This is a genomic window from Paenibacillus sp. PK1-4R (assembly GCF_030369595.1).
Taxonomy (GTDB): domain Bacteria; phylum Bacillota; class Bacilli; order Paenibacillales; family Paenibacillaceae; genus Paenibacillus.
In genome coordinates this window covers 2,249,310-2,262,777 of record NZ_CP126535.1, presented here as the reverse complement: position 1 = coordinate 2,262,777, position 13,468 = coordinate 2,249,310, and the positions used below count along the sequence as shown (strand labels likewise).

The 13,468-nt window shown below is 46.2% G+C and carries 14 protein-coding genes; 6 read left to right on the top strand and 8 right to left on the bottom strand.

Annotated elements, in window-relative coordinates; all coding sequences use genetic code 11:
- Window positions 1–19 precede the first annotated feature (19 nt).
- A complete protein-coding gene (locus tag QNO02_RS09900) occupies window positions 20–1,222 on the bottom strand; it encodes a cytochrome P450 (RefSeq protein ID WP_289391908.1) in 1,203 nt (400 codons plus the stop codon).
- 486 nt (window positions 1,223–1,708) lie between these two features.
- Between QNO02_RS09900 and QNO02_RS09895 the strand changes: the two genes are divergently transcribed.
- A complete protein-coding gene (locus tag QNO02_RS09895) occupies window positions 1,709–2,920 on the top strand; it encodes an asparaginase (protein WP_289391907.1) in 1,212 nt (403 codons plus the stop codon).
- Between the two features lie 191 nt (window positions 2,921–3,111).
- On the opposite strand, the gene QNO02_RS09890 is transcribed toward QNO02_RS09895, so the two are convergent.
- A complete protein-coding gene (locus QNO02_RS09890) occupies window positions 3,112–3,744 on the bottom strand; it encodes an O-methyltransferase (RefSeq protein WP_133384223.1) in 633 nt (210 codons plus the stop codon).
- A 239-nt stretch (window positions 3,745–3,983) separates the two neighbouring features.
- Here QNO02_RS09890 and QNO02_RS09885 point away from each other — a divergent pair, with 239 nt between their 5' ends.
- From QNO02_RS09885 to QNO02_RS09870, 4 genes are all read left to right on the top strand, one after another.
- On the top strand, window positions 3,984–5,138 hold the full coding sequence (locus tag QNO02_RS09885) for a THUMP domain-containing class I SAM-dependent RNA methyltransferase (protein ID WP_074094429.1): 1,155 nt from the start codon (window positions 3,984–3,986) through the stop codon (window positions 5,136–5,138).
- A gap of 214 nt (window positions 5,139–5,352) precedes the next feature.
- Complete coding sequence (locus QNO02_RS09880) at window positions 5,353–7,353, top strand: LTA synthase family protein (RefSeq protein WP_289391906.1); 2,001 nt, start codon at window positions 5,353–5,355, stop codon at window positions 7,351–7,353.
- Window positions 7,354–7,434: 81 nt separating this feature from the next.
- Window positions 7,435–7,863 carry a cytidine deaminase gene (locus QNO02_RS09875; RefSeq protein ID WP_091032279.1) on the top strand — a complete coding sequence of 143 codons (429 nt, stop codon included), beginning with the start codon at window positions 7,435–7,437 and terminating at the stop codon, window positions 7,861–7,863.
- Between the two features lie 82 nt (window positions 7,864–7,945).
- Entirely contained in the window at window positions 7,946–8,671 is a 726-nt protein-coding gene (locus QNO02_RS09870; RefSeq protein ID WP_091032282.1) for a DsbA family oxidoreductase, read from the top strand.
- Between the two features lie 354 nt (window positions 8,672–9,025).
- On the opposite strand, the gene QNO02_RS09865 is transcribed toward QNO02_RS09870, so the two are convergent.
- The gene (locus QNO02_RS09865) at window positions 9,026–9,856 is read right to left on the bottom strand and encodes an aldo/keto reductase (RefSeq protein WP_036670089.1); all 831 of its coding nucleotides are present in this window, start codon (window positions 9,854–9,856) and stop codon (window positions 9,026–9,028) included.
- Between the two features lie 174 nt (window positions 9,857–10,030).
- Window positions 10,031–10,312, bottom strand: a complete 282-nt coding sequence (locus QNO02_RS09860) for a hypothetical protein (RefSeq protein ID WP_289391905.1) — start codon at window positions 10,310–10,312, stop codon at window positions 10,031–10,033.
- Between the two features lie 150 nt (window positions 10,313–10,462).
- Between QNO02_RS09860 and QNO02_RS09855 the strand changes: the two genes are divergently transcribed.
- Complete coding sequence (locus QNO02_RS09855; protein ID WP_289391904.1) at window positions 10,463–10,861, top strand: hypothetical protein; 399 nt, start codon at window positions 10,463–10,465, stop codon at window positions 10,859–10,861.
- 101 nt (window positions 10,862–10,962) lie between these two features.
- Here the strand turns inward: QNO02_RS09855 and QNO02_RS09850 are convergent, their stop codons facing one another.
- The 4 genes from QNO02_RS09850 to QNO02_RS09835 form a co-directional block, all read right to left on the bottom strand.
- Window positions 10,963–11,184, bottom strand: coding sequence for a YuzB family protein (locus QNO02_RS09850; RefSeq protein WP_017689421.1), 222 nt, complete (start codon window positions 11,182–11,184; stop codon window positions 10,963–10,965).
- A 21-nt stretch (window positions 11,185–11,205) separates the two neighbouring features.
- Entirely contained in the window at window positions 11,206–11,508 is a 303-nt protein-coding gene (locus QNO02_RS09845; RefSeq protein ID WP_036670085.1) for a heme biosynthesis protein HemY, read from the bottom strand.
- 142 nt (window positions 11,509–11,650) lie between these two features.
- Complete coding sequence (locus QNO02_RS09840) at window positions 11,651–11,908, bottom strand: hypothetical protein (RefSeq protein ID WP_036670081.1); 258 nt, start codon at window positions 11,906–11,908, stop codon at window positions 11,651–11,653.
- 195 nt (window positions 11,909–12,103) lie between these two features.
- Window positions 12,104–13,315 carry a M14 family metallopeptidase gene (locus tag QNO02_RS09835; protein WP_371129047.1) on the bottom strand — a complete coding sequence of 404 codons (1,212 nt, stop codon included), beginning with the start codon at window positions 13,313–13,315 and terminating at the stop codon, window positions 12,104–12,106.
- Between the last annotated feature and the right edge of the window lie 153 nt (window positions 13,316–13,468).

The following is a 13,468-nucleotide window of genomic DNA, read 5'->3' as shown; positions in this document are numbered from 1 at the left end:
GTCATTCATGCGCCATTCATCATTTATTTATTAGATTGAATTGTATCGGATAATGTTTCACACCAAATACAAAAGCACTTTGTATCGGTTGCAGAGCCGTTCCCGGAACAAGTTGAATGTTTCCCATGTGCTGAAGCAATGTATGAAGAACTACCCTTGCCTCCAATCGAGCGAGTGGTGCACCCAGACAAAAATGAATGCCAAAACCAAAGCCCATATGCCTGTTCGGCTTGCGATCAGAGATGAAATCTTCCGGGTTTTCAAATTGGGCACTGTCCCGATTGGCTGCTCCAACCCAGGAAATCACCTGCTCCCCGGCTTGAATCATCTGACCATTCAACTCTACAGTTTCCTTGGCGACCCGCCCAATCGCGACAATTGGCGGATAATATCTCAGCGTCTCTTCAATCGCAGAAGTAATCCGTTCAGGATGTTCGCGCAACTCCTGTTGTAGCTCGGGTTGTTCAGACAGAATACGAACCGCATTGGTAATCAGGTTGGTTGTTGTTTCATTACCGGCAGCAAGTAAGAGAATACAGAAGCCCACGACTTCATCTGCGGTCAACTTCTGATCATCAATCTCCGCAGCAAGCAGTAACGAGATCAGATCATCCTTTGGCTGCAACCGACGTTCTTCCATAATGCCAGTGAAATAGATATGCAACTCCTGCATATTTCTTTTTTTCTCCTCCAATAACTCCTGGAAAGCCTGCTCACTATCATCACGTGCGCCTTTCACCAATACATCAGACCAGTCCTTGAACTTTTGACGATCCGCCGCAGGGACTCCGATCAATTCCGCAATGACAATGACGGGCAATGGTGTTGCAAGGTCATCAATAAGTTCCATATGTCCTTCTGACAGGTGTGGAGCAATTAACTCATCTGTGATTTCCTGAATACGTGGAGCCAATGCTTCAATTGCCTTGGGTGTAAACGCCTGGTTCACCAGATCACGTAGCTGTTTGTGTTTGGGAGGATCTGTCGTCAACATGCTCGTATTGGCACGATCACGTGCAGAAGAGAACAGTTTGGGATTTTTCAGAACGTACTTCACATCTTCATACCCGAAAACATCCCAACATTCTCGATGCTCATCATATCGGACTGGAGTGTTATCACGAAGTTCTGCATACACCTTGAAGGGAGATAACCTCTCTTCCAAAGTCTCCAGTTCCCGAATCGGAATGTAATTTGCATACTTTCTCGGTGCCTGTTTCATCGTTTCTCCTCCAATCAATTATTATATATTTATTTACATATGTTGACCCCCCTATTATAAACATAACTCTATAACGAAACCACTCTTTAGACCGTAATTGAGCCCCATTACCTAATATGCGTTACTATCATCCTCTCATTCTGTTACCTACTTCTGATATGAGTCCCAATTCGACATTCTTTTATTAAAATACATCGTTTTATCAGGACAAAAGACTCAATATGTAATATTAACTAACACAATGAAGGCGTATTTCTCTTCAAAACAACTAAAATCAACTCTTATATATCTCTATCAGACTGAATATTCTTTCGTAATTCCTCATAAATAATCATTTTACTCTCATTATCTACTAATGTAACCGATTACTCTACCATTATCTATGTTTGTCATATTACTTAACATGAAATACAATCAATTTGAAATGGTATACATATTCTTCTTAACAAACTTAACATCACATTTACTTGAAGGAGAGTGCTATTCATGAGTAAAACATCCAATCTTCGTCCCTGGGCCGTATGGAGTACCGCAGCTTTAACAGCACTAACCATCTCGTTGTCCCCCATTGGAACCTACGCTGCGCACGCAGCTACGGTAGAGGTGAAAGGCACAACAGGCGCTGTTCAGACAGCAACCACTACTCCGGCTCGCAATACTTCCATTCCTGCAATACCAGACTCTTCCAAACAATCTGCACTTCCTAATGTATTGGTGATCGGAACTGGCGGAACGATTGCCGGTCAATCCGAGGATGCCACCAGCTTCCAGAATTACAAGGCAGGTACACTTCCGATTGGAGAGATGGTAGACGCCTTACCGGATAAACAGAAGATTGCTGATGTTAGCACGCTCCAATTCGGAAACTCAGGTTCAGGTTCCTATAGCATGGCCGACCTCTATGACTTGTCGCAGACGGTAGACAAAGCTCTTGCAACGTACGACAGTGTTGTCGTTACCACGGGTACAGATACAATGGAAGAAATCGCTTATTTCCTCGATATGACTGTTCAGAGTGACAAACCGGTCGTGATCACAGGCTCCATGCGGCCATGGACTGTCATCGGTTCTGACGCTCAAGCCAATCTGTACAACGCAATCAAACTTGCAGGTAGTGGTCGTACCACTTCATTTGGCACAGTGCTCATGTTGAATGACACAATCCAGCTTGCTCGCGGTGTAACCAAGACAAATGATTATCGGACAGATACGTTTGAAACGCCGATGCTCGGCGCTGTAGGATATATTGATGAAGAAAACATCCGAATCTACCGCGCTCCTGCACGTGCCTTGAAACCTGAAGGCACAGCAAAGCCCGTATTTGATCTAAGTAAAATCACAAAGGCAGATCTGGCCAAAGTAGAAATTGCGATCTCATATCAAGAAGCTGGCGGCGGAGCCATCGAAGGATTCGTGAGCAGTGGTGCCAAAGGAATCGTGACTTCCGGTACTGGAGCTGGCGGTATCTCCAGAGCTATGGGACAAGCTCGTACCAAAGCCATTGAAGAAGGTGTTATCTTTGTGACCACCACTCGGACGGGTTCAGGAAGTGTGTACGGCGGTGGCAAAGGTATCATTGCAGGCGACAACCTGAGTCCACAACAAGCTCGTGTATTATTGATGCTGGGCTTGTCCTTCAGTGATGATTTTGACACCATCAAAAAATGGTTTGAAACGTACGGAACACCTGAAGTATAAATAGAACGACTACAACGATATCTGTAAATACAAAGAAAGAGACGACACATTTTTGATCATTCAAAATGTTGTCATCTCTTTCTTTGTGTGTTTTTAGAAAACTCCGTACAGAATCACGATCCCCCTCACAAACATAAAAGGTGAGATCGTGTTCCGTCGGAGTTTTATTTATCTTTAGGAAATTTTCACTTTCACTTCACCCAGGCAAGTACCAGCCCATCGTAATCCGGCAACATCGTCGTCACCAGACGCGGGTCACTTGCCATCTGTTCATTGAAACGGCGAACAGCAAGCACGGCCGGGCCCTGCTTGTCCGGATTCAGCGTACGACCACGCAGGAAACAATTATCACCTACAATGACCGCACCTGGCCGGGCCAGCTTAATGGCATAGTCAAGATATACCGGATAATTCTCCTTGTCTGCATCAATAAAGAAAAAATCGAATGTGCGACCTTCCTGCTCCAATTGCTCTAGGCTGTCTGCCGCCGGGCCAATGCGATACTCTACCTTTTCGCCAAAACCGCCTTCTTCCAGATGACCACGCGCCATTGCCGCATATTCCTCTTTCAGTTCCAGCGAAGTCAGGGTTCCATTCTCACGCAAACCTCGTGCAATGCAGATCCCACTGTAACCGCCCAGCACGCCGATTTCGAGCGCAGCTTCTGCTTTGGATGTCTTCGCTAGAAACGTGAGCAATCGTCCATATGCCGCCGCAACCGAAACCTCAGGCATGTCGTTCGAACGGATGGCCTCTTTCACTTTCAGCAAAAGGTCATCCTCTTGAAATAATTGATTTACATATTCATCAGGGGTCAGATTCACCACTAAAATCCTCCTTGGACACTTGGACTGCTTTCCATATGGATGCCAATGTTCTATAATAAATGTTTGTTATCAACACAGGCGGTTGACTGATGCATCACCTCGAAAGAGGAGTGCATACGTTCACCGCATTTCTCATTGTAAGTTTTTTCACGGAAAGCGGCAAGGCCGCACCGTTACTATACAGCAGAGAGAAGGATCTCCCTTCTCCAGCTTGAAATGGAGTTGAAATGAATCACATGGCTCAATTGCAATTGATTGCAACCTCGGCGATGGGACTCGAGGCTGTTGTTGCCCGGGAACTGAAGCAACTGGGGTATGAAGATGTTACGATCGACAACGGCCGGGTTTTCTTTACAGGAGATTATATTGATATATGCCGTTGTAATCTGTGGCTGAGAAGTTCGGATCGCGTATTGGTGAAAATGGGTGAATTCCCTGCCACAACTTTCGACGAATTGTTTGAAGGCACCAAAGCACTGCCTTGGGAAGAGTGGATTCCAGCCGACGGCGAATTCCCTGTAGAGGGTCGCTCTCAAAAATCCCAGTTAAGCAGTGTGCCTGCATCACAAGGAATCGTGAAAAAAGCAATCGTAGAGAAACTGAAGCTGACTTATGACACAGAGTGGTTCCCAGAGGATGGATCTCGTTATGTGATTGAGGTTATTCTGCTGAACGATCGCGCCCTGCTTACTTTAGATACAACGGGACCAGGTCTGCATAAACGGGGGTATCGTAAACTCGTCACCGAAGCACCACTCAAAGAAACACTTGCTGCCGCTCTTATTCAGCTCAGTCGCTGGAATGTATCCCGTCCATTCTATGACCCATGCTGTGGATCAGGCACAATGCTGATCGAAGCCGCTATGATCGGCTGGAACATTGCACCAGGACTTCGTCGTACCTTCAACTCCGAGGACTGGGCTGTCATTCCTGAAGAATTGTGGGAACAGGCGCGCGAAGAAGCATTCGATGCTGTACGTGACGATGTCCCGTTACAGATTTCAGGTAGCGATATTGATCCTGAAGCGATTGAAGTTGCTATGGCAGCGATTAAAAGTGCTGGCTTCGCCAAAGATATTGAAGTCAGCGTCCTGCCCGCTCATCGCGCAAGACCACAGGGTGAATATGGTGTCATCATTACCAATCCCCCATATGGTGAACGTTTGAGTGAAGAAAAAGAAGTTCAGAAGTTGCTCCGCTCATTAGGGCGCAGTTACCTCGACATGCCAACATGGTCCTTTTTTGCAATTACGTCGACCAAAGCTTTCGAGGAGTATTTCGGTCATAAGGCAGACAAACGTCGCAAGTTGTTTAACGGACGAATTGAAACCCAGTACTATCAGTATTTGGGCCCACTGCCCCCACGAAATAAAGCACCACAATCTTCATAATTATTTCGAATCTAAAGTGCTCCTGCCATTCATGGCCGGCGCACTTTTTTTATGCGCTTTTCTGGTCATAAGAATTCACCGACTTCGCTCTTCGCTTCAGCAGAAATCAATTCTTCTGAGGCATAGTTGAAAACACATGAGGCCACGCTATAATGAATGGAGCCCTATTTTACATTCCGATAACAAAACAACAAAAAGCAAGGGGGACATACATATGGTTGTCACTCGGCCTACGCGCAGTTCCATGCCACGCGGGCTTCTAAATCATCCATTAATGTTATATCTTATTTTTCTAGCACTTATGCTGCTCAAACTCATGTGGCTCCATCACAATCTTCACGCTTATAACATTACGATGGGACTGCTGGATAAAGTCATTGCCATTGGATCTTTACTACTCTTGTCCTTCTGGACCTGGTTGCTGCCACGTAGAGGCATGATCGTGTCTCTCGCCGTCCTTAACATGCTGCTTACCGCACTAATCTACGCCGATATGGTGTATTATCGCTATTTCCAGGATTTCTTGACCATCCCGGTATTGTTGCAGGCAAGACAAGTTGACGCATTGGGTGACAGCATCGCCACATTGATCTACACAAGCGATCTCTGGTTCTTTGCCGACTGGCTTGTCGTCATTCCGTTCGCAGCTATCGTACTGTTCAGCAGACGTTACCGTTCGAAGCACTCCAGCACGTCTATTACTGGTTACGGGAGTTATTCGTATAACGATGTCAAGGCACGGTTGCGCCGCCGTCTCACGGCTGGCAGCATTGCCCTTGTGCTGGGACTTGGCCTCGCCGTCGGCCCGATTTATTTTTATAGCAAAACATGGGCCAAAGGCCTGTTTGATAACAACTGGTGGAATGTATCCATGTACAATGTGACCGGACTGCTCGCTTTTCACGGTTATGATCTGTACAACTATGCCAAAGACCACATCGGCTCCGGGCCGCAGGCTGAACCCGCTGATGTTGAGCAAGCAAAGGCATTCTTCGCTGAAAGACAAGGAACTGCCCCGCAGAATGATGCCTTGTTTGGCAAATATAAAGACAGCAATGTGATCATTGTCCAGGGTGAGGCTTTTATGAACTTCATGATTGGCCAGAGCATTGGCGGTCAGGAGATCACGCCCCATTTTAATGAACTGATGAAGGAAAGTCAGTATTATAGTCACTTTTATCACCAGACCGGTCAGGGCAGAACGTCAGATGCCGATTTTGGCGCAAATATTTCCCTACATCCACTTCCGGTTGGATCAGCCTTTGTACGATATGCAGACCATACGTATGATTCCCTTCCTTCCATTCTGAAGGACAACGGGTACAGCACCAACGTATTTCACGCTTATGAGAGTGGCTTCTGGAATCGGTATACGATGTATCAGAACATGAAGTACGACAAGTTTTATAGTAAAAATGATTTTGCACAGGATGACCCGCTTGGCTGGTCCCTGTCTGATGAATCCTTTTTCCGGCAATCCGTTGAGAAAATGAGTAGTGAGGTGACCGAACCGTTCTATTCCTTCCTCATTACACTCAGCAGTCACCACCCATACGCCCTGCCAAAAGAGAAGCAGCAACTGGATGTAGGCGAGTTCCAGGGAACGATGTTCGGTGATTATCTGCAATCCGTTCATTACGTGGATTCGGCGCTTGGCAAGATGGTGGAGGATCTGAAAAATCGGGGATTATGGGAAAATACCATTTTTATGTTCTACGGAGACCACGACAACTCGATCAAGGAACAATCACAATACGAACAGTTCCTGGGACGTTCGCTGAACGAACTGGATATGGCACAAATCATGAACGAGGTTCCCCTGCTCGTGCATTTACCGGACGGAGCAGATGCCGGAACCATCGACGAACCTTCGGGACAACTGGACATCACGCCATCCGTATTGCATCTGCTCGGCGTGTCCGACCAGTCCTATTATCATATGGGCAACGACGTATATGACGGGTCTGCACGTACGGTTGTGCTGCGTAATGGCGCATTCTCGGATGGTTCTGAATTTTATATTCCATCGGATGATTATATCTACGAGAATGGCGCTTGTTATGACCTGTCAACACGTGACAAAACAGATATCAATGCTTGCCGTCCAGGTCATGATGAAGCAGCCAAGCGATTACATGTCTCGGACACCGTGATTACCTATGATTTGATTCAGCGCTTTCGAGAGGAAGACAGTGGAGCAGCAACATCTCAATGATTAATATCGTAATGACAAACTAAACAATACACGAAATGAATTGAATTTGTATTTGCATTTAAAAAGGGGAACTTGTATTACATGACATTACACACTGAACCACTTAATATGGAACAGAAATTGTTCGATGCAGCCGCAGAATTTGTGAAGCAACGTTATCCTCAGGGATGGGGTGGCGCAGGTGCCGTCTATACTGAAGCCGGTTCCCTACTGATTAGCGTAGCGCCAGAGGTCATCAACGATGCCACACATCTATGTATGGAAACAGGGGCTTATCTGGAAGCTCACAAATTGAACGAACGTGTCACCCACTCCCTCTGTATCGCTCGTGATGACGAGCATTCAGAATTTAAGGTCCTTACACCTTGCGGTGTATGCCAGGAACGATTATTTTACTGGGGCGAAGAAGTCAAAGCTGCCGTATACGACCCTTCTGGTCAACTGGTCTTCAAGAGACTGGATGAGATCCAACCGTACCATTGGTCCAAGGCATATCGGGATAAAAAGTAATCTCCTTGCGAATTATAGAAAGTGGCTTTATAATTGTAACCATATTGGTTTCAACTAAAAGGATGATGGAGGTTATAATAAAATGAATATTGAGATATGGTCTGATTTTCTGTGCCCTTTCTGTTATATCGGTAAACGCCGCCTGGAGAATGTACTGGAACAGTTTCCACACCGTGATGAAGTGAAGCTGCAATTCAAAAGCTTCGAGCTTGATCCAAACGCAGCATTGAACCCAGGCAAAACCAATTCGGAATATCTGGCTGCCAAATATAATATGAGCGTGGAACAGGCCAAAGGTATGAATGCCCAGATGAATGCCAATGCTCGTACGGCAGGACTGGAATACAATATCGATGCCATGATCCCTACGAACTCCTTCTCAGCTCACCGCTTGACACACTGGGCGGATACACAAGGCAAAGCGCTTGAACTGAGTGAACGGATATTCCAAGCTGTGTTCATTGAAGGTAAACACTCCGGCGACCCTGAAGTGTTGGCTCAGTTAGCAGAAGAAGTCGGCTTGGATCGAAATGCAGCTACGGCAGTGCTGTCCAGTGATCAATTCACCGACAATGTCCGCGCTGACCAAGCAGAAGGCGAGCAACTCGGTATCCGTGGTGTACCTTTTTTCGTATTCGACCGCAAGTTCGCTGTATCGGGCGCTCAGCCTGACGAGGTGTTCCTGGATGCCATTCAAAAAGCATGGGACGAGCGTTCCCCATTCACAATGGTTGAATCCAACACAACAGAAACAGACGGCAGCGGAGTCTGCACAGATGACGGTTGCGAAGTCCCGAAAAAAAATTAAGCCAAGTCACACACACAAAGCAGCAGGATCAGGGGATATTTCCCGATCCTGCTGCTTTTTTTATATGCTTCTTAATTACCCACCAAATCTAAAGATGGATTTATAATTTTCACGATAACGGAGTGGCAGAAAAAAGCTGGAGAAGCGGAGCGCTCGCATTTATCACCGGATTTTCCCCTTGATACAGGGAATTTCAAAAAAATTCGGGGATAACGGCGATCGAAAGATTGTTCTGCACAAGTAGTGTCTTAGCGTGACCGATTATGCTTACATCTTAAACCACAAAGAACGATCCGTAACCGGAACAAACACAAGTAGTTCATCAAACACTTATATTCAATTAGCGCCACCCACTTAATCCCAGAACAGTTGATCTGGATGTGGACCCGTCCGCTTATCCGAATCCAGTGCATCAATTTGTCTCAACTCATCCGGTGTCAATTCAAAGTCAAAGATGTCCGCATTCTCACGAATACGCTCCGGGGTAACGGACTTCGGAATCGTCACAATCTGATTCTGAATGTCCCAACGCAGAATAATCTGTGCTGGCGTTTTCCCATATTTCTGGGCCAGCGCTTTGAGGGTGGACTCTTGGTTCAGCTTGCCTTTCATGATCGGGCTCCAAGCCTCCAGTTGAATTCCCTGCGCCCCACAGAAATCTTGAAGTTCCTGCTGGATCAGACCCGGATGCAGCTCTACCTGATTTACCGCAGGCACCGTTCCGCCCTCATCTATGATATCTTGCAAATGATGTACTTGAAAGTTACTCACACCAATCGCACGGATGCTTCCTTCGCTATATAGACGTTCGAATGCTCTCCACGTCTCCTTATACTGGTCTCTGCCAGGCCAGTGAATTAAGTAAAGATCAATTACATTCAGTCCAAGTGCCTTCTGACTAGCTTCAAATGCTCTCAACGTTGAATCAAATCCCTGATCCTCGTTCCAAAGCTTGGTCGTCACAAACAGTTCGTTACGGGCAACACCACTGCTTGCAATAGCTTGTCCCACTTCTTCTTCATTTCCATAGATGGACGCGGTATCAATACTGCGATATCCAACCTCCAAAGCGGTCTCAACCGCCTGTTGTACTTCCTTACCTTTTGCTTTATATGTTCCAAATCCTAGCCATGGCATCGTTACTCCGTTGTTCAGAATCGTACAATCTGTAATATGTTTTGTCATTCTGTACCTCCCGTATGGAATTTTGCCCGCTCTTGTTCTATTAACCTTCTCACAGAATTTTAAGCGACCATTCGACATACTGTCGGAGTAAACCCATGGACCCAGAGTCTTTGCAAATGATATGAAAAACCCGCAAAGCATTGCTGCCCTGCGGGTTCTGATGTGACAGGAACGTTATAAATTCCCTTGACCGTGCTGACTCTGGATTGAATTCAATCTTCTCTTCTCCTCGATGAACATTTCCCCTGCCAACTCAACACCTTGCCCTCCGAGTGAAAGCTCTGCTTGTCGCATCGCCTGCTCCGTGTGTGCCAGACGACGTTCCGCCTGTACAATGGTCTGTGCCGTCGGATGAGACATGGCCTGAGATACAGCATAATGAAGCTTGTTCACCGCATTTTGCGCCTGAGATACGGTGGTATCTGCTTGCAAACTGGAATCATAACGCTTCGGCATGAGTATTCCTCCTTGGGATTATCATGTTCCTGTTACCCCTTTAGGATGGATAACACAAGCCTTCCTTATTCTTCTTTTGTGTTTTTATCGTAACTTTAGTTGATTTGGCTACGTTTATTAGATAATCATGCCGAATCAGGAGGAATTCATTTGAAGAAAATAATATTGACACTCTGCATGTTGCCCTTCCTCATTTGGGTGCAAGGCTGCGCTCCAGCAACATATGAGATAGAAGGATATACAGGGTCATCCATGAACCCAGACATTCCTGTTCCAACTAATGCAAAGCTTATTGAAAACATAACTTATTCGGATGATCCCAACCTTAAAAAAGGGGCTAAGTATGAACTGAAACATATTGGGGGTGAACAAGGACTCTACCCACCAATGGATTATTTTCAGAAGTTAGCGGATACAGGTTGGGTCGAATTGGAGGAAGAACGACTGGGGCATGTACATTTTCTGAAAAAGGATAATACGGTCATTGCCATTGAAATTCGAGAAGATTCCTTCCAAATTACTGAAATGGTCAAAGGTGCTATGGAGTAACACATCCTTTCACTGCTACCCAAACGCAAAAAAAGGAGAGGCACGCAGCCCCTCCTTTCTGATGTGTGGACAGTTTTCTCCACTCACCTTGTTATATCCTGTTACTTCACGAACTTTGCGACTTTGGCGAGCACTTCTTCTTCTGTCGGCGCACTGATGTACCGACCGTTGATAAAGACAAACGCACGTTTCGCGCAAGGACCGCAATAGGATTTGCACCCAATCTTGATCTCCGTGTCTGGAGCCATTTTTTGCAACTTGGGTACAATCGATTTCAGTCGGACATGATTACACTTTTCGCATACGCGGATATCGTTAGCCATGAGTTCCCCTTCTTCGCGCCCTTAGTGGTCGCCGTGATTACCTTGGGACGGATTCGTAATAACAAATCCCTCTTCCGGGAAGTAGAGGTAATCAATTTTAACACCGTTCAACAAAGGCTGATCATTCGCGAGAATGACATCAATCTCTTTATCCGTAGATACAACCGTATCATTTTCTTTTGGTGTGTCGAGATCAAGCCCGTAGTGAGCATGGTCACCATGTGCATGTGTGATGACAACGCGCAGTTTTTTTCCTTCGTTCTCCGGCTTGTCCAATTCAAGCTTCAATACTTTAGCAGCATTACGCGTAATTTTGCAGTTCATTCTCTTCATCTCCTATATTGTAATTGCAGGTTTCAACAATTTCAGCATTCTTAAACTACAGCATCTATTGTAAAGAAAGTTACCGCTCTTCGCAATAACATTGATGCGAATTCAATGTTAAAATGATCCATCGGGCTGCAAATTAAGAAGGTGTCCCCTCCTGAAGCACAGGATATTTACGTTCTGCCCGGCTTACAAACCAGTTCATCAGAATCAAAGTGACCCCGATATCATCGATGGGCATAAACGGCATGACGTCAGGAAGTACCCAGTATAACAGCGCCGGAATAATAAACAACAACTTTTCTCCCAAAGGAATCTGCGGAGCCCGGAGCAGCCGGGGGAGCCTTTTGAAAACTTGTGTCCATCGTTTGAACGATAGCAGTCTTCTCCACTTCATTTGAATCCCTCCGTAAAATAATATATGTCGCCGAAACGGCACATCCATCATTACCCGTTCAAAAAATTTCAGAACGAATGACGTAGAATGTCATTATAAAAAATAATAAAAACGGAACGTCGCTCATAGCGTCCGTTCCTGTTATACGAATGATCTACTGTTAAGTTTCACACCATCATAATTCGGGGTCTTGCCTCATTGTCCATTGGATAACAGTTCAGCCAGCAACATTCCCACTTCTATACAAATATCATCAAACTGTTCTACGGGAAGCGGATTAACACCTAATCCAACTTCTACCGTGAAGCCCGGTCTACCGAAATCTTGAATAAACCAGTCCTTGTATCCGGCATCACTGCCACCGAGCTTCACCGCCTTGTAGCCGGAAGCTTTGGCGAGTCTACGCGACAACGGTCCACTCTCTCTAGGTTCCAGATCACGGTAGTTCCAATAGATCTCCTGTCCCTGACTATGCAGGGATACAACCGCATCAAATGTATGTTGCTGCGTCCACTGCGCAAGGGCCTGTGCCTCCGGTTCTGTCAATGGCGCTGTCCCTGCATAATCCCTGGGGCCAGGTGAGGTCACACCTCTTCTCGCTGCCTCTTCATCCCAATGGGCTGGAAATTGATCATTCAGATCCACCCCTCTGATGTTGGCCTTCCAATGGGTAAAATGTGATCTGTCGGCATTCCAGGCCAACAACTGCTGTGCATGTGGATGCTGATTGACCACACCTTCCTGAACCAGTTCGACCCCGTCCGGATTAACCATAGGCACGGCCCAGAGTGTCGTCTCTTGCATCCAGCGTTCAGTCTGGTATTGATGCCATGTCCTATGCGCACTATACGCCTCGGCATACTCCTCGATAAACTTCATCAGAACTGCAGTTGTCAACCACTCATTAGCATGAACGGAAGCGTTAACATGGATATGTCTGGACCCTTGCCCAATACGCAAATAAGGCAGCGACTTCCCCATGACACTTGTTCCAATGGACCCCGTCTCGATAAACGGGTATTGATTCTCCAGCTTGTCTATATCCCTGATTAATTCTCGATAACCATACTCTCCCTGAATCTTCACAATAGTTTTTCCATTCGAAGCCGGAATATGAATACAGCGACCAACCCAGTCGGTTACATTGGTGATTTCGGGATTGGCCTGGCGCAATACCTCTTCGTCCAGACCAAATCTGCCTGCAATCTCCCCTACACTTTCTCCAGGTGGTACAGCGTATCTGCGACCTGTCCCGGGGACAATACGCAGCATCTGACCCGCCAGCAAGTATGGCTGGGCAGCTACTTCCGGGTTCAGTGCAGCAAGAAACTCTTTGGTCATATGATGTGCTGACGCAATTCGCGGCAATGTATCTCCCCGCTGAACGATAATCCACTGCAGATCCATGTTGTTCTCCTTTCCACAGGAAAAGACAGTTCTCCTGTCCAGTTCTGACCGATTTCGTGTCTGTAACATATGTATGCAGGTCAGGTTGTCCGTCATGTGACATGAATCATGTTTCTCTCCGGTTAATGCATAATGACGACAAAAAATCCCGGA

Bases quoted from the DNA above. Each gene is read 5' to 3' on its own strand.
- QNO02_RS09900 (WP_289391908.1), bottom strand. From the start codon at position 1,222: ATGAAACAGGCACCGAGAAAGTATGCAAATTACATTCCGATTCGGGAA.
- QNO02_RS09895 (WP_289391907.1), top strand. From the start codon at position 1,709: ATGAGTAAAACATCCAATCTTCGTCCCTGGGCCGTATGGAGTACCGCA.
- QNO02_RS09885 (WP_074094429.1), top strand. From the start codon at position 3,984: ATGGCTCAATTGCAATTGATTGCAACCTCGGCGATGGGACTCGAGGCT.
- QNO02_RS09880 (WP_289391906.1), top strand. From the start codon at position 5,353: ATGGTTGTCACTCGGCCTACGCGCAGTTCCATGCCACGCGGGCTTCTA.
- QNO02_RS09875 (WP_091032279.1), top strand. From the start codon at position 7,435: ATGACATTACACACTGAACCACTTAATATGGAACAGAAATTGTTCGAT.
- QNO02_RS09870 (WP_091032282.1), top strand. From the start codon at position 7,946: ATGAATATTGAGATATGGTCTGATTTTCTGTGCCCTTTCTGTTATATC.
- QNO02_RS09865 (WP_036670089.1), bottom strand. From the start codon at position 9,856: ATGACAAAACATATTACAGATTGTACGATTCTGAACAACGGAGTAACG.
- QNO02_RS09860 (WP_289391905.1), bottom strand. From the start codon at position 10,312: ATGCCGAAGCGTTATGATTCCAGTTTGCAAGCAGATACCACCGTATCT.
- QNO02_RS09850 (WP_017689421.1), bottom strand. From the start codon at position 11,184: ATGGCTAACGATATCCGCGTATGCGAAAAGTGTAATCATGTCCGACTG.
- QNO02_RS09845 (WP_036670085.1), bottom strand. From the start codon at position 11,508: ATGAACTGCAAAATTACGCGTAATGCTGCTAAAGTATTGAAGCTTGAA.
- QNO02_RS09840 (WP_036670081.1), bottom strand. From the start codon at position 11,908: ATGAAGTGGAGAAGACTGCTATCGTTCAAACGATGGACACAAGTTTTC.
- QNO02_RS09835 (WP_371129047.1), bottom strand. From the start codon at position 13,315: ATGGATCTGCAGTGGATTATCGTTCAGCGGGGAGATACATTGCCGCGA.